The 16571-nt window shown below is 49.4% G+C and carries 12 protein-coding genes and 3 pseudogenes; 3 read left to right on the top strand and 12 right to left on the bottom strand.

Annotated elements, in window-relative coordinates:
• The 6 genes and pseudogenes from ACRPFF_RS01495 to ACRPFF_RS01470 all read right to left on the bottom strand — a co-directional run.
• A pseudogene (locus tag ACRPFF_RS01495) lies at window positions 1–618 on the bottom strand (hypothetical protein); the annotation flags it as partial.
• A gap of 727 nt (window positions 619–1345) precedes the next feature.
• Window positions 1346–2491, bottom strand: coding sequence for a succinyl-diaminopimelate desuccinylase (gene dapE, locus ACRPFF_RS01490; RefSeq protein ID WP_432673608.1), 1146 nt, complete (start codon window positions 2489–2491; stop codon window positions 1346–1348).
• A 99-nt stretch (window positions 2492–2590) separates the two neighbouring features.
• Window positions 2591–3211: an HI_0552 family protein gene (locus tag ACRPFF_RS01485; RefSeq protein ID WP_432673601.1), complete on the bottom strand. Its 621-nt coding sequence runs from the start codon at window positions 3209–3211 to the stop codon at window positions 2591–2593.
• Between the two features lie 119 nt (window positions 3212–3330).
• On the bottom strand, window positions 3331–3840 hold the full coding sequence (locus ACRPFF_RS01480) for a hemerythrin domain-containing protein (protein ID WP_432673600.1): 510 nt from the start codon (window positions 3838–3840) through the stop codon (window positions 3331–3333).
• A 92-nt stretch (window positions 3841–3932) separates the two neighbouring features.
• Window positions 3933–4487 (bottom strand): azurin, encoded by a 555-nt coding sequence (gene azu / locus ACRPFF_RS01475; RefSeq protein WP_050388281.1) that lies wholly within the window; start codon window positions 4485–4487, stop codon window positions 3933–3935.
• A gap of 279 nt (window positions 4488–4766) precedes the next feature.
• Window positions 4767–5189, bottom strand: a complete 423-nt coding sequence (locus ACRPFF_RS01470; protein WP_050388284.1) for a DciA family protein — start codon at window positions 5187–5189, stop codon at window positions 4767–4769.
• 130 nt (window positions 5190–5319) lie between these two features.
• On the opposite strand from ACRPFF_RS01470, the gene secA reads away from it, so the two are divergent.
• From secA to rpoD, 3 genes are all read left to right on the top strand, one after another.
• A complete protein-coding gene (secA, locus tag ACRPFF_RS01465) occupies window positions 5320–8070 on the top strand; it encodes a preprotein translocase subunit SecA (protein ID WP_432673599.1) in 2751 nt (916 codons plus the stop codon).
• A gap of 143 nt (window positions 8071–8213) precedes the next feature.
• Complete coding sequence (gene dnaG, locus ACRPFF_RS01460; RefSeq protein ID WP_432673598.1) at window positions 8214–9986, top strand: DNA primase; 1773 nt, start codon at window positions 8214–8216, stop codon at window positions 9984–9986.
• Window positions 9987–10170: 184 nt separating this feature from the next.
• Window positions 10171–12099 carry an RNA polymerase sigma factor RpoD gene (gene rpoD, locus ACRPFF_RS01455; protein WP_432673597.1) on the top strand — a complete coding sequence of 643 codons (1929 nt, stop codon included), beginning with the start codon at window positions 10171–10173 and terminating at the stop codon, window positions 12097–12099.
• 40 nt (window positions 12100–12139) lie between these two features.
• Here rpoD and cas4 (ACRPFF_RS01450) read toward each other — a convergent pair.
• The 6 genes and pseudogenes from cas4 (ACRPFF_RS01450) to cas7c form a co-directional block, all read right to left on the bottom strand.
• Window positions 12140–12636: pseudogene (gene cas4 / locus ACRPFF_RS01450) on the bottom strand (CRISPR-associated protein Cas4).
• Window positions 12597–12953, bottom strand: a pseudogene (locus tag ACRPFF_RS01445) (CRISPR-associated endonuclease Cas1); the annotation flags it as partial. The pseudogenes cas4 (ACRPFF_RS01450) and ACRPFF_RS01445, both read right to left, overlap by 40 nt.
• 44 nt (window positions 12954–12997) lie before the next feature.
• Window positions 12998–13903: a hypothetical protein gene (locus tag ACRPFF_RS01440; protein WP_411712319.1), complete on the bottom strand. Its 906-nt coding sequence runs from the start codon at window positions 13901–13903 to the stop codon at window positions 12998–13000.
• A gap of 193 nt (window positions 13904–14096) precedes the next feature.
• Window positions 14097–15008 (bottom strand): hypothetical protein, encoded by a 912-nt coding sequence (locus tag ACRPFF_RS01435; RefSeq protein WP_432673596.1) that lies wholly within the window; start codon window positions 15006–15008, stop codon window positions 14097–14099.
• A complete protein-coding gene (gene cas4 / locus ACRPFF_RS01430; protein WP_432673607.1) occupies window positions 15005–15793 on the bottom strand; it encodes a CRISPR-associated protein Cas4 in 789 nt (262 codons plus the stop codon). Before cas4 (ACRPFF_RS01430) ends, ACRPFF_RS01435 begins: the two co-directional genes overlap by 4 nt.
• Complete coding sequence (cas7c, locus tag ACRPFF_RS01425; protein ID WP_432673595.1) at window positions 15703–16569, bottom strand: type I-C CRISPR-associated protein Cas7/Csd2; 867 nt, start codon at window positions 16567–16569, stop codon at window positions 15703–15705. Before cas7c ends, cas4 (ACRPFF_RS01430) begins: the two co-directional genes overlap by 91 nt.
• Between the last annotated feature and the right edge of the window lie 2 nt (window positions 16570–16571).

Below are 16571 nucleotides of genomic sequence, written 5' to 3'. Positions count from 1 at the left end.
GAAGCCGGATATCGGCAATATCGGCGCATTTTTGCCGACGTGGCCGCTGTTTGCCGCTTTGGGCGTGCTGCTGCCGTCCGTATTCGTGATAATGGGCAAATCTGTAGAAGCCGCCGGTATCGTCAAAGCGGTAATCAGTTTGCGGATTTGCCGCATCAGGTTGCCGCCTCCGTACACGGCAAAACCGATGCCGTCATGCTGCAACCACGCCAACACGCCGCAAAGTGCGGCCTCCGCCGCATTGTGCGGCACTTCTTCATCCGCCAGTACCGCAGCCGCATAATCAAACGCCGCGTTCATCCGCCCGGGATGCGGCAGCTTCACCGCATCGCACACTGCCTGCGCCGTCCCGTATTGTGCGGCAAACCTTTCTACGGTTTCCTGTTCGAAAGCAATCCATTGCGCCTGATAGAGGCCGTCTGAATCGGGAATATTGATGACGTCAAACGTCTGTCCGCCTGCCAAGGCGACCGCCTCACCCGCCGCAATCCTCAATTCGTGCCCTGCCCAGCGCAGCTTCTTGCATCCGCGCCGCACGATAAGCACGGTCGGTTCATGTACCGCCACGCTGCGGTACAAGGCGGTATGATGTTGCACGATGCCGCCCAAAGCACCCAATCGTTCGCGCGTATGAAAGTAATTTGACGGCACGGTTATATTCCTCAATGTTTCAACACACAGGGCCGCACATAAGGCGCAGCCCTGTTTACCCTGATTTGGGAGGGTTACTTCCCAAAAATAAACCAAAATCCCACCGCCCCGAATAGACGGGTTTCAACCATATTCCGTCGGCGTACCTGCAACTTGGCTCCCTCCCCTGTGAGGGAGGGTCGGGGAGAGGGTAAAACGGGGCAGATACAGGCAATATTTCCGTTGCCGCCCCAATGCCCTCTCCCTAACCCTCTCCCTCGGGAGAGGGAATGGATTGCCGTTCAAATAAATCGCTCTACATAAAAATCAATGCGTTATCTCAAACTCACATTAGGTCTAATCAAATGGTCGGATATCCATATTCGGCAAGCAATCTGCTTTCAGACGGCCTTGCAAATTTAAGTTTGACGTGCGTTCGAAATAAGGCAGTTAATGCGAAGCGAAATTCCGTCGGCGTGCCTGCAACTTGACCCCCTCCCCTGTCGGGGAGGGTCGGGGAGAGGGTAAAACGGGGAAGATACAGACAATATTTCCGTTGCTGACCCAATGCCCTCTCTCTAACCCTCTCCCTCGGGAGAGGGAATGGATTGCCGTTCAAATAAATCGCTCTACATAAAAATCAATGCGTTATCTCAAACTCACACTAGGTCTAATCAAATTGTCGGATATCCGTATCCGACAGCCCATTTTCTTTTCAGACGGCCTTTTCAGCCAACAACCGCGCCAATATCCCCTCATACACCGCCGACAGCTTCGGAATATCGTCCAGCCGCACGTTTTCGTTGATTTGGTGGATGGTGGCATTGGACGGGCCTAATTCGATGAGTTCTTTCGCAATGGCTTTAATGAAGCGTCCGTCCGAAGTGCCGCCGGTGGTGGACAATTCGGTCTCTACGCTGCAGGTTTCGGCAATGGCTGCGCGTGCCACGTCGGTCAGTTTGCCCGCATGGGTCAGAAAGGGCTGCCCCGAACACGACCACTGCAAATCGTATTGCACGCCGTGTTTGTCCAAAATGGCGTGGACGCGTTGTTTCAGCCCTGCTTCGGTGGACTCGGTGGAGAAGCGGAAATTGAATTTGACGTTCAGCTCGCCCGGAATGACGTTGGTCGCGCCTGTACCGCCGTTGATATTGGAAATTTGAAAGCTGGTCGGCGGGAAGTATTCGTTGCCTTCGTCCCAGATTTCCTGCGTCAGCTCTAACAAGGCCGGGGCAAAAGTATGCACGGGATTGATTGCCAAATGCGGATAGGCAATATGGCCTTGCTTACCTTTGACGGTCAGGTTGCCCGACAGCGAGCCGCGTCGGCCGTTTTTAATCATATCGCCCAATTTGTCCACGGCGGTCGGTTCGCCGACGATGCAGTAGTCGATAAGCTCGTTGCGCGCTTTCAATACATCGACGACTTTGGTCGTGCCGTCCAGCGCGTCGCCTTCTTCGTCGGAAGTAATCAGAAGCGCAATGCTGCCTTGGTAGTTGGGATGTTCGGCAACGAAGCGTTCGCAGGCGGTAACGAAGCAGGCGATGCTGGTTTTCATGTCCGCCGCGCCGCGCCCGTATAATCTTCCGTCGCGCTCGGTCGGTTCGAACGGGGGCGAATCCCATTTTTCGACAGGGCCCGTCGGCACAACGTCGGTATGCCCTGCAAAACAGACGACGGGAGCTTTCGTGCCGCGTCGCAACCAGATGTTTTTGGTGTCGCCGAAATGGAGTTCTTCAGCTGCAAAACCGATTTTGTGCAGGCGTTCGGCAAGGAGTTTTTGGCAATTTTGGTCATCCGGCGTAACGGACGGGCAGGAAATCAACGCTTTGGCGAGTTCTAGGGATCGGATTTCGGTCATTTTTCGGCTTTTCTGTTTGAGATGCCGTCTGAACGGAGTTTCAGACGGCATTTGATGTTGAATGGAACGGGCTAACGATAGCGAAGCGGGTTCTTCAGGTCAAGCACCATGACACGCTTCGTAAAGCGGCAGCAAATCTTCCACCGTTTCCGCTATCCATTTCGCGACATCCTGCCTGCCCAAATCGTCGCGTTCGATGTGTTTGCCGATGCAGAAAAAGTCTTCGTCGTTTTGCAACTTTCGGTCGGATTCATTTTGCTGCGCGACGGTGCGGTAGTCGTCGTATTCGCTTTCCGCGCCGTGCCACATATCGAATGCGGCGTATTTGTCGGTATCGAAATCATCCAGCCAGCGGTTGTATTCCGGCAGTGCAATCGGCGACACGTCGGCTTTGTAGCAGTGCCAATCCAAGCTGACGCTCAGACGGCGGCGGTTAAGTAGTATCGACAGGATGGCAGCAGAGTTCTTGTATTGGGCATATTTGAAATAGGCAAAGAAATGGGCGCGAACCTGCCAGCCGTTGCACCAGCGTTCGATATGCGGCGGGGCGAAAGGTTCGCCCAATTCGGCGGCAACCTGCTGAATCAACTGCTGCCATATCTGCCAGTTTTCCTTGTAATCGGCTTTGATTTGCGGAATGCTTTCGGGCTGGTATTTCTTGAGCTGGGCAAACTGGAAAAACGGGATATTGAACAAATCGCAGCGTTTCGGGGTCAGCATGGTTGGCTTCCTTTTCAGACGATGTGGTTGTGTTACGGGGGATACTGAGGCCGTCTGAAAATCTGTTTTCAAGTTTTCAGACAACTTTTGTTTGAAAAAACGGCAATCTGCAAACGACCTTATCTGCACCGACGCGCCGCCATAATTTCGCCGATTTCGGTCAGTTTCTCTTTGGGGATAAACGTTTTGCCCATGTCGAACAAAGGCTCTTCAATCGCCAGATGCACATCATATCCCTCCACAAAGCGTTTGAACGCTTCCGCATCGGGGATATAAGCGTTGTCTGCTTCGAGTTTGGCAAATTCAGTAGCCACGGCATCCCAGTTGCCATGTAGGCTTACATGTTGGCGCAAAAGCTCGTCCACGCTTTCTTGGGCTTGCGGCGCATATTGCAGCAGGAGCGGGAAGAAGTTTTCTTCTTCGTCTTCATGGTGCAGCGGCGCGGCAACGTTGAAATACTGGGCGATTTGGCGAATGGTTTGCAAAACAATCTGATTGCAGCCGTTTTTGGCGATATAGTCCGACAGCATGGCGACTTGTCCGCAGAAACGGCGCACTTTGCCGTGGCAGGCATACAGCATTTCAATCGGTTCGGCAAAGGTAACGCTTTTGGTTTCAAACGGATTCATGGTTTTTAGGTTTTATTCTTAAATTAACATTTCCAGATTATAACAAAACAGCCTGCGCAAGGCAGGCTGTCTGTTTTCAAGCTTTAGACGGATTAGTCAACCAAAGTAACTTTACCGTTCATCAAAGCACCGTGACCTGGGAAGGTACAAGCGAATTTATATTCGCCGCCGGCCAATTTAGCAGGATCCAGAGTCAGGGAAGCTTCTTCGCCGCCGCCAATCAGTTTGGTGTGGGCAACAACGCGTGCATCATCAGGTTTAACATAATCGGTATCGGCAGCACCTACGCCGTCTTTAAATACGCCGTCCATGTCTTCAGCTTTGGCAATCACGAGGTTGTGACCCATGCTGGCTTTGGGTTGCGTACCGGTATGTTTCAGAGTGATGGTAAACTCTTTACAAGCCTTGCTGACTTGGATGTCTTTGGTGTTGAACTGCATATTGTCGTTGGCTTCAACAGTAGTTGCACAGTTGCCGGCGGCAGGTGCGGCTGCGGCATCAGCCGGTGCAGCCTCAGAGGCTGCAGGTGCTTCAGCGGCAGGAGCCTCAGAAGCTGCAGGAGCCTCGGCAGCAGGTGCAGCAGGTTCTTGAGAGCAGGCAGCCAAACCGATAACGGCAGCAGAAATCAGAGCCAGATAAGCTTTCATAACAAATCTCCAATTGATGAAATTGTGTTAAATTTTACGAAAATTAAAATGCAACCGATATTAACAAACCTTAAAAAAGCATGGCAACGATTGCATAAACAGATGTCTCAGTACGGTATTTTGCTACAAACTTTACTTGAAATCAAAGCCTGTTTATAAGTTTACACCAGTTTACCCAAAAACCAAGAATACTCACCTTAAGACTATGTATTTAGTATTAGGTTAACCACCATTTTACTTCGAGAATTAACTTAAATTTACAATTTCCGAAAGTAAATTTTATGCACCGTGTTTCCTGACCAATTCCGCCAAAGCTTCTGCCAATTCAGGATGTCGCTTTTCCAGCTTGGCTGCTGCCGAATCAAAACTTTCCAATGCAGCTTTGCTCAAGTGTAAATTATTCGTTTTCGGTCGACTTTCCGGCTTCGGTACAACCTTAACCGAAACAGACCGTATTGCCTCATCCAAACCGGCCAATTGCGGCAGAACCGACGGCACAATCATCTTCAAACGCGATGCCGCCATATTGTTTGCCGCCAAAAGGACAAGTTCGCCGTCTTCAATACATGCCGTCTGAAAGTGCGGATGCAGATTAAGGGGAAGCAATTTTTTTACCGCAGCATCCAAACGCCGCCATTTCCCCGCCTGTTTCAAAAGCTCCGAAAGCAGTGAATCCTGCCTGCCCAGATGTTCCAGATTCATAAAACCCACACCCCGAAAGATTGAAATACCGCAAACGCGCCTTTATTTCAGACGGCATTAGCACTTTACGCAACCGCTTGTGTTAAAATTACGTTTTCGCCCACTATTATATCAGGCGTAGGAATTATTCATGCTGACAAACATCGCTAAGAAAATTTTCGGCAGCCGCAACGATAGGCTGCTCAAACAATACCGCAAATCCGTTGTCAAAATCAACGCACTCGAAGAACAAATGAAAGCCTTGAGCGATGCGGATTTACAGGCCAAAACAGCCGAATTCAAACAACGCCTGGCCGACGGACAGACTCTGGACGACATTTTGGTCGAAGCCTTCGCCGTCTGCCGCGAAGCATCCCGCCGCGTGCTCGGCATGCGCCACTTCGATGTGCAACTGATCGGCGGCATGGTGCTGCACAACGGTAAAATCGCCGAAATGCGCACCGGCGAAGGTAAAACCTTGGTCGCCACCCTTGCCGTTTATCTCAACGCACTTGCCGGTAAAGGCGTTCACGTCGTAACCGTCAACGACTACCTTGCCTCACGCGATGCGGGCATCATGGAGCCCCTCTATAATTTCCTCGGCCTTACCGTGGGCGTGATTATTTCAGACATGCAGCCGTTCGACCGTCAAAACGCCTATGCCGCCGATATCACCTACGGCACCAATAATGAATTCGGCTTCGACTACCTGCGCGACAATATGGTTACCGACCAATACGACAAAGTGCAGCGCGAATTGAATTTCGCCGTCGTTGACGAAGTGGACTCCATCTTAATTGACGAAGCGCGCACCCCGCTGATTATTTCCGGTCAGGCGGACGACAATATCCAGCTCTACCAAATCATGAACACCGTTCCGCCCCACCTCGTCCGTCAAGAGACAGAAGAAGGCGAAGGCGACTATTGGGTCGACGAAAAGGCACATCAGGTCATCCTGAGCGAAGCAGGTCACGAACACGCCGAACAAATCCTGACCCAAATGGGGCTGCTGGCAGAAAACGACTCACTGTACTCGGCGGCAAATATCTCCCTGATGCATCACCTTATGGCAGCATTACGCGCGCACTCACTGTTCCACAAAGACCAACATTACGTTATCCAAGACGGCGAAATCGTCATCGTTGACGAATTTACAGGCCGTCTGATGTCCGGCCGCCGCTGGTCCGAAGGCCTGCATCAAGCCGTGGAAGCCAAAGAAGGCGTGGAAATCAAACGCGAAAACCAAACCCTTGCCTCCATCACCTTCCAAAACTATTTCCGCCTGTACACCAAGCTCTCCGGTATGACCGGTACGGCAGATACCGAGGCTTTCGAGTTCCAAAGCATCTACGACCTCGAAACCGTCATTATCCCGACCAACCGCCCCGTACAGCGCAAAGACTTCAACGACCAGATTTTCCGTTCCGCCGAAGAAAAATTCGAAGCCGTCGTCAAAGACATCGAGGAATGCCACAAACGCGGGCAGCCCGTCCTCGTCGGTACGACCAGCATCGAAAACTCCGAACTGGTCTCCCGCCTTCTGCAAAAAGCCGGACTGCCGCACAACGTCCTCAACGCCAAAGAACACGAACGCGAAGCCCTGATTGTCGCCCAAGCAGGCAAAGTCGGCGCGATTACCGTTGCCACCAATATGGCGGGACGCGGTACGGACATCGTATTGGGCGGCAACCTGAAGCACCAAACCGATGCCATCCGCGCCGACGAAACCTTGAGCGACGAAGAGAAACAGGCACAAATTGCCGCACTCGAAAACGGCTGGCAGGCAGAACACGACAAGGTTATGGAAGCAGGCGGTTTGCACATCATCGGCACAGAACGCCACGAAAGCCGCCGTATCGACAACCAGTTGCGCGGACGCTCCGGCCGTCAGGGCGACCCCGGATCCAGCCGCTTCTACCTCTCCTTTGAAGACCCATTGCTGCGTCTCTTCGCGCTCGATCGTGCCGCCGCCATCCTCAACCGCCTTGCACCCGAACGCGGCGTCGCCATCGAACACAACCTGCTGACACGCCAAATCGAAGGGGCACAACGCAAAGTCGAAGGCAGAAACTTCGATATGCGCAAACAGGTTCTGGAATACGACGACGTCGCCAACGAGCAACGTAAAGTCATTTACAGCCAACGCAACGAAATTTTAACCAGCAAAGACATCAGCGACCTGATGAAGGAAATCCGTTTTGATGTCATCGGCGGACTTGTAGACATATATATGCCGCCGGACAGCATGGAAGAACAATGGGACATTCCGACTCTGGAAAACCGTCTGGCTGCCGAATTCAGACTGCACGAAGACATTCAGTCCTGGCTGAAAGCAGACAATACAATTGACGGTCAAGACATCAAAGAGCGCCTGATCGAACGCATCGAAAACGAATATGCCGCCAAAACCGAACTGGTCGGCAAGCAGGCAATGGCTGATTTTGAGCGCAACGTGATGTTGCAGGTCATCGACAACCAATGGCGCGAACACCTCGCCGCTATGGACTACCTGCGCCAAGGCATACACCTGCGCAGCTATGCCCAGAAAAATCCGAAGCAGGAATACAAACGCGAAGCCTTTACCATGTTCCAAGACCTGTGGAACGGCATCAAATTCCATATTGCCTCCCTGCTTACTTCGGTTCAAATCGAACAAAACCCTGTCGCGGCGGTTGAAGAGCAACCCGTCGGCAACATCCAATCTATCCATTCGGAATCCCCCGATATGGAAGAACTTTTGGGGCAATCGCAAACCGATCTGGTTACCGAAGCCTTTAATCCCGATGGGACGGATTTCAGCCCCGAAGCCTTGGAAGCGCGGGGACAAATCGTCCACCGCAACGACCCCTGCCCCTGCGGCAGCGGTTTGAAATACAAACAATGCCACGGCAAATTGGCTTAAGCGTTTGAACGCAAATGCCGTCTGAACATCCGGTTTCCGGCTTCAGACGGCATTTTGCCTGAATCGCCGTATCCGACCGATAATCCGAAAACTCCTGATTTGATACCATCCGAACTAAAAACAGGCATCCGCCCCGCCGAACTATGATTCCATCCGACTTCATTGACGAACTTCTAGCCAAAACCGATATTGTCGATATTATCGACGAGCAGGTTCCGCTGAAAAAAGGCGGGGCGAACTATATGGCGTGTTGCCCGTTCCACAAGGAAAAAACACCGTCGTTTTCGGTCAGTCCGACCAAGCAGTTTTATCATTGTTTCAGTTGCGGGGCGCATGGTTCGGCGATTGGTTTTGTGATGGAACATCAGGGGCTGTCGTTTCCCGAGGCGGTGCAGTTTCTTGCCGACCGTGTGGGCATGGTTGTGCCTAAAGTGCGCGGGCAGAACGATAATCCCGAAGTCCGTGCCGAACGTAAGAAAAAACAGCAGACGCTGGAGGAAACGACGGCTGCGGCGGCTGATTTTTACGCGCAACAGTTGAAATTCAATCCGACGGCGAAAGCTTATTTGGACAAGCGCGGTTTGAGTGCGGAAGTCATCGCGCATTATGGTTTGGGCTATGCGCCCGACGGCTGGCAGCCTTTAGCACAAGTGTTCCAACCGTATCCTAATACCGCGTTAGTGGATACGGGTATGGTGATTGACAACGAGGGTCGGCATTATGACCGCTTCCGTCATCGGATTATGTTTCCTATCCGCAATCCGCGCGGGCAGGTAATCGGTTTCGGCGGCAGGGTGTTGGACGACTCCAAACCCAAATATCTAAACTCTCCCGATACACCTTTGTTTGACAAAGGGAAAAACCTTTACGGCTTGTATGAGGGGCGTGCTGCTGTAAAAGAGGCAGGACGGATTTTGGTGGTCGAAGGCTATATGGACGTGGTCGCGCTGGCACAGTTCGGCGTGGGCTACGGTGTGGCGGCCTTGGGCACGGCAACAACAGCTGAACACGTCAAAATCCTAATGCGTCAGGCAGACAGTATTTATTTCTGTTTCGACGGCGACAGCGCGGGGCGAAAAGCGGCTTGGCGCGCGCTGGAAAACGCGTTGCCGCAGTTGAAAGACGACAAATCGCTGCATTTTTTGTTCCTGCCCGAGGAACACGACCCCGACAGTTACATCCGCGCCTACGGCAAAGCGCAATTTGAAGATGCGCTGTTGAATCAAAGCAAGCCTTTATCGGAGTATTTCTGGGAACATCTTTCAGACGGCATTAATCTCAATACGCAGGAAGGCAAGGCGGAATTGGTGAAAACCAGTTCGCCACTTTTGGCGCAGATTACCGCGCCGGCATTGGCTTATTTGTTAAAACAACGGCTTAGCGAACTGGTCGGCATCGACCCCGACAATCTCGCCCGACTGCTGGGACAGGAAGCGCCGAAGCGGCACGTCAAACAAAAAAGCTACAAACTGCCTCCAATTTCCGTCAAACAGCCCGTCATGCTGACGCTGGTACAGCGGCAAATCCGCAGCCTCTTGATAAATCCGGATTGGGCTGCATATATAGACCTGCCTGATTATCTGGCGTTGGACGGTGATTTCGCCTGCCTTGCCAACCTTGCCGAATCGATTAAAAGCCATGCCGCCGTACCCGAAACCGCTCAGGTTTTAGAGTATATGCGCGGCTCGCCTTACGAAGAAACGATAAACCGAATCTTCCATTCGACGCACCAGTCGGAAGAAATGAACAGCAGCAGTGAAGAAGATTACGAGAATTTCCAAATCGGCATGAAAAAACTGCTCAATGAGTTAAAATACAGCCAAATCGAAGCATTGAAACAAAAAAGCCTAAAATCGGGCTTAAGTGAAAGTGAAAAAAAACTTTTGCTGTCGCTACTGACCGCAAAACAGAACTGACCGGCAAAATACGCCGTCCATAAACCGTCATGCCGTCTGAAAAGTATTAGGCACAGCTGCATAATATACCGGCAGAACATCCGATTAGACAAACTTTCAGACGGCATCAGAGTACCCCACTCTGCCACGCCTTCAGGTGCGTTCAAACGCAAACCGTCGGCACCTTACCAACAGAAAGCAGACAATGTCCAGAAACCAAAATCACGAAGAATATCAAGACGACACCCGTCCGTTAAGCATTGAAGAGCAACGCGCGCGCCTGCGCCAGCTCATCATTATGGGTAAAGAACGTGGCTACATTACCTACTCCGAAATCAACGACGCCCTGCCAGACGATATGTCTGATGCCGACCAAATAGACAACATCGTCAGTATGATTTCCGGTTTGGGCATCCAAGTTACCGAACACGCCCCCGATGCGGAAGACATATTGTTAAGCGACAATGCCGCCGTTACCGACGATGATGCCGTCGAAGAAGCCGAGGCCGCCCTTTCCAGTGCAGATTCCGAGTTCGGCAGGACGACCGACCCCGTCCGTATGTATATGCGCGAAATGGGACAGGTCGACCTGCTGACCCGCGAAGACGAAATCATCATCGCCAAAAAAATCGAAAACGCCCTGAAAAATATGGTTCAGGCCATCTCCGCCTGCCCGGGATCCATTGCGGAAATCTTAGAACTCATCGAAAAAATCCGCAAAGACGAAATCCGCGTCGACGAAGTCGTAGAAGCCATTATCGACCCGAATGAAGTATTGCTCAACGAATTGGGCTTGGGGCACTTGGAAACCACAGTGCCCGAGAAACCTTCCAACGACAATTCGGATGAAAACGAAGACGACGAAGAGTCGGAAGAAGATGCGGATGAAATCTCGGCAGCCAATCTCGCCGAATTGAAACAAAAAGTCATCGGCCACTTTGCCCAAATCGAAAAAGACTACAAAAAAATGATCGGCCGTTTGGAAAAACACCACAGCCGGCACAAAGACTATCTCGCCTACCGCGATGCCATCGCCAACAAACTTTTGGAAGTCCGCTTCGCCACCCGCCAAATCGACAGCCTCAGCAGCAGCCTGCGCGGAAAAGTAGAAAACATCCGCAAACTCGAACGCGAAATCCGCGATATCTGCCTTGACCGCGTCCATATGGAACGCGACTACTTCATCCAAAACTTCCTGCCCGAAATCACCAATCTGCAATGGATTGAAGAAGAAATCGCCAAAGGCAGGGTTTGGAGCAACGCACTCGACCGCTTCCGCCACGCCATCCTCGAAAAACAAACCGAGTTGGCGGATATGGAAAAAGAAACCCGCATTTCCATCGAAGAGTTGAAAGAAATCAACAAAAATATGGTGTCGAGCGAAAAAGAAACCGCAGCCGCCAAGCAGGAAATGATTCAGGCAAACTTGCGCCTCGTGATTTCCATTGCCAAAAAATACACCAACCGGGGTTTGCAGTTCCTTGATTTGATTCAAGAAGGCAACATCGGCTTGATGAAGGCGGTCGATAAATTCGAATACCGACGCGGCTACAAATTCTCCACCTATGCAACCTGGTGGATCCGTCAGGCGATTACCCGCTCGATTGCCGACCAGGCACGCACCATCCGTATCCCGGTGCATATGATTGAAACCATCAACAAGATGAACCGCATCTCCCGCCAGCACCTTCAAGAAACCGGCGAAGAACCAGATTCCGCCAAACTTGCCGAACTGATGCAGATGCCTGAGGACAAAATCCGTAAAATCATGAAAATCGCCAAAGAACCGATTTCCATGGAAACACCTATAGGCGACGACGACGATTCGCACTTGGGCGACTTTATCGAGGATGCCAACAATATTGCGCCGGCTGATGCGGCAATGTACACCAGCCTGCACGAAGTAACCAAAGAAATACTCGAAAGCCTGACACCTCGTGAAGCCAAAGTCTTACGTATGCGCTTCGGTATCGATATGAATACCGACCACACGCTGGAAGAAGTCGGCAGACAGTTTGACGTAACCCGCGAACGCATCCGCCAAATTGAGGCAAAAGCACTCCGCAAGTTGCGCCACCCGACCCGCAGCGACCGTTTGAGAAGCTTCTTAGACAGTGAAGACAGCAAGTTGTAAACCAAAAAAACCGCAGGTTCAAAATACCTGCGGTTTTTTCTTACACAATAAACAACGCTTCCACATACCCCACACTCCTATCCCGTTTTCCCAACAATTCCGGCTGGCAAATCTCCATCAGCGAGCAGGCTTTGCAGCGTTTGCCGTAGTTGGGCGGCGGGGTTTGGCCGCTGTTCAGGAGTTCGCGCACAGCGGCGATGGTGGCGAGTGTTTGGGCGCGTAGGCCGTCTGAAAACACGACGGGGACACGGTGGCGGGTTTGCATATACCACAGTGCGCCCTCAGAGACGGTTTGCCCCGTCATTTCTTCCAAGCACAAGCCTTGGGCGCAAAGCTGGATTTCGTCCATCGGCTCGGGTTTTGGCTTGCCGCGTTTGTATTCCACGGGTTTCAGACGGCCTGTTTTCGTATCCACTTCCACCAAATCCAATATGCCGCTGATGCCCAACTTTTCTGCCGACACATGCACCGTCGCTCAAAGCACACGCCCTTACGCGTTTCCGGATCGCCCGAATCTTTGCCGCAATGATATTGCACGCAATCGGCATGGGACTTTGCTCCGACACCCGATACTGCGCCCGTCGCAACAGCACATTGCCGCTCTGCCGCCCCTGAAGCCGCTCCAAGAAACGACCGTTTTCGGTAAAAAACACCAAATTCACATTATTTTCGCCGCAAAACCCTAGCAAAAACGGTGACACCAGCACATTCCCAAAACAGAAAATATGCCCGATGGAATGCACCGGCAACTGCGATACCTTCTTACGCTCCTGCTCCACCACCAGTGTCTCCCGCTCCTTATGCAGATAGCTGCCTTGGGTGGTGATATAGCGCGTGTTTTGTAATTTTCTCATATGACATTAATCAAAATATTGCTAGAGAAAATTGATGAATACTTTTATTTTCTCAAACTAATAATTTCCAAAAATGGCAATCCATCAAGCATAAAATTAATATATTCTTTTGAAGAATTTAATGAAGGAGTATCTGCAAGAATAAAAACCTCTCTGCACCATTTATTATTAGCCAATTTATCCATTTGAGATTTAGAAAACTTTTCATACGGCGAATGCTTAATCCAATCTCTAGAAATAAAAAATGAGGGGCGAACAGCATTTTTATTAAGATCACAACTACTCATTTTATTATCAAATACAATACGATAATCTCTATTGGAAAGTTTATTTATCCACGCTTTTCCGTAATAAATTCTCCAGCAATTTTGTTCCAGATCTGATAAATCCTGCCCATCAATTCTGATAAATGCATCTTTCAAGAAAATTCTTTCTTGATATGGTTTTGGCAATGTTATTTGAAAGTTTTCATTATTTAAGAAAGACGAAACTAATACAGATAACGTTTTAGTTCGATTAATTGATAATTTTTCTTTTTTAGAATCTGAGAGCTGATGAGTTCGTGAAACACTGCTTTCTTTAGCCTCAGAAGCACTATCACTATTTTGTTTTTTAGGTGTAGGTTCTGCCAGATTTACCAAAATCTCGCCTGAAGCGACATTTTCATAAAACCCATTTTTATCAATCTCTCGCAACTTAATGCGTCTTTCTTCCTCTGCAAAAGGACAGCCGAATTTATGATTTTCAACCGATTTAAAATAAGGATCTACCTTTCTTTTGTATTTAGGTCGCTCCAAATTTGCACAAGTAACCGCAATACCACACGCTTGATGAGGGCATTGAAAGTTTTTTTGACCGCTAACCAAGCCTTTCTCATAAGCAATATCAGCTTCTTTCGCATTAATTATTTTACCCAAATCTAAAGAATATGCTTGCAGCAAACTCATCATATTACTCCTTTGCTTGCCATATTTAAGGCAACCTGAAATTTAGGACTTCGATTCAAACACCACAAACCCGCATGCGTGCGTTCCGCACACACCCTACGCGTTGATTTTGAAGTTTCGTGCCATTCCACAGGTAGGGTGTGTGGCGGAGCCACGCACTCGGTGGCTGGATATGGGCTACGGGCTTGCTAAATATTTAGGAATATCTTAACTCCCTATTTACATAATCTGAGCATATTATTTTTCTTACAGGAAAAGGGAATTCGGTAATAGGTTTTTTAATTATTGGTGAATTATTCTCCTTGAAAATTTTATAACATTGATTAAATTCATCCACTTCAAGACAATAATCTACGTTTTCATACCCTTGAAATTTGTTTTTTATGCGAGAAATGATAGTATTCTCAATTTTATCAATATAATTGATTTCATTCTCATAAGCGAAAACTACGGGGGCTGGAATTTTTAAAATTTTTCCATTTATATTATAGTAAATTAAATTAGAATGCATATGACCATCTAGTCCGCCTGGTTTAAACATATTCATTTGCAATCTTTTATCTAATGCATTTTGTTTAAAGAAATCTTTGCTAAAACTACTATTATTGTTATTTATTGAAGAATCTAATAATCCTGGCCAATTCTTATCGACTATTGAAACCAAATGTTTCAAATTATATGTATCATCATGATTTCCAATCAATATTCCATAAAAATCATTTTTTGTAAATATTCCAAAGACTAATTCATCTTTAACGCCTCCGAATTTATTTTTGGATAAATGAAAATGACTAATTCCTGCTGAATATAGTAATAAATCATGCTCCCTCCAATCTTTTATCCTTTTACTCATATAAGGGTTTATATTTTCTCCAGTTGAAATTATCTTTTTAATATTTTCCCACCCTTTGATTTCTTCATTGAACTCCTTGCTAAGACATATTCCTCTGGGATTCGGCAAGATCATTCTATTGATTAAACAACAATAAATTATTGGCATTACATCTAATTCTTCATCATCAATACTTTCATCATTCAAATTTAGATCAATGATTTTTCTTTTAAATATCTTAAACCATTGCTCTCTAAACAATCCTTCATTCATCATAACTCATCCTGTTTGTAATATATTTCATCAATACCCCCAAACAATCCCTCCACATACGCCACACTCCTATCCCGTTTCCCCAACAACACCGGATGGCAAATCTCCACCAGCGAGCAGGCTTTGCAGCGTTTGCCGTAGTCGGGCGGTGGAGTTAGTCCACTACCCAAGAGTTCGCGCACGGCGGCGATGCTAGCGAGTGTTTGGGTGCGCAGGTCGTCTGAAAACACGATGGAGACGCGGTGGCGGGTTTGCATATAACACAGCGCGCCCTCAGAGACGGTTTGCCCCGTCATTTCTTCCAAACACAAGCCTTGGGCGCAAAGCTGGATTTCCTCCACCGGGTCCGGTTTCGGCTTGCCGCGTTTGTATTCCACGGGTTTCAGACGACCTGTCTTTGTTTCCACTTCCACCAAATCCAACACGCCGCTGATGCCCAGTTTTTCTGCCGACACATGCACCGTCCGCTCAAAACGTACGCCCTTGCGCATTTCCGGCTCGCCCGAATCCACCCGCTCATGCAGCGCTCTGCCCTGCGCGGTCAAATAGTTCTCCGCCCACGCCTGCTCGTTATGAATCAAGGCACATTGGCACGGACAGAAGGCGTAGTGTTGCAGGGCGGAAAGGGGAATCAGGCGCGTGTCCTGATTTTCTTTTTCTACTTCTGCAATACAAGCGGTCATCTTTTCAGACATTTTTACAAATATTCTTCCACACTCACGCCATTCAGGCCGTCTGAAACCACGCTGATATTGTAATCGCCAAAACCGCTTGCAGGCGTACCGGATTCGCCGTTTAGGCGTTCAACTTTTACAGCATCAAACAGTTTATGTGTAGGCTGGCTGCCGAGCGCGCTGTCGTGTTTGAAAACAATCAATTTGCGCGCCGCCATTTCGCCACGGGCGGCGGAGCGGTCGTGTTCAAACATCAACGTCAAGGCTTGCCAGAGTTTGGCTAAGTCGTCATCTGAAAAACCGGTTTTGACGGCAAGGTTGGCGGAGATAAAGCCATGCACGCGGTAGAGCGCGTAAGGGACGATGTATTTGCGCCCCATAGTGCGTTCTTTTTCCAAGTCTTTTTCGTTGGTTACCGCCATGCGGGTGATGGAAACTTCCAGCGGCACAATCGGGTCGATGGATTGGGCAAACGCCAGTTGTACCGGACCGCGCACTTGTCCGCTGTTGACTTCGGTGGTCATCACGGCGCCAAAGGTGCGGATATCAAAGAAGTTTTTACACATCCAAGCGGTAATATCGCGGGCTTTGGCTTCGTCTTTTGGTAGTTTTTTGGCTTCCGACTCAATGCCAAGCGCCTCATAAGCGCGTTTGTTTTGCAGGTTTAACACGCTTTTTTCTTTGACGTAGATTTCGTAACCGGCTTCATTTTCGCTGCTGATTTCCACAAAATTACGGATTTTGCGTTTCAGGCAAACATCGGTTACCAAGCCTTTACTGGATTCGGGGTCAAGACGCGGCATATTGCCCGCATCGGGATCGCCGTTGGGGTTGCCGTTGTTTACATCAAAAAAGTAAACAAATTCATAGCGGTTTTGAATGGCAGACATTT

The organism is Neisseria sp. SLRRB23 (assembly GCF_050896295.1).
Lineage (GTDB): Bacteria > Pseudomonadota > Gammaproteobacteria > Burkholderiales > Neisseriaceae > Neisseria.
The sequence above is the reverse complement of the archived record's forward strand: the minus strand, read 5'-3'. Positions and strand labels throughout refer to the sequence as shown.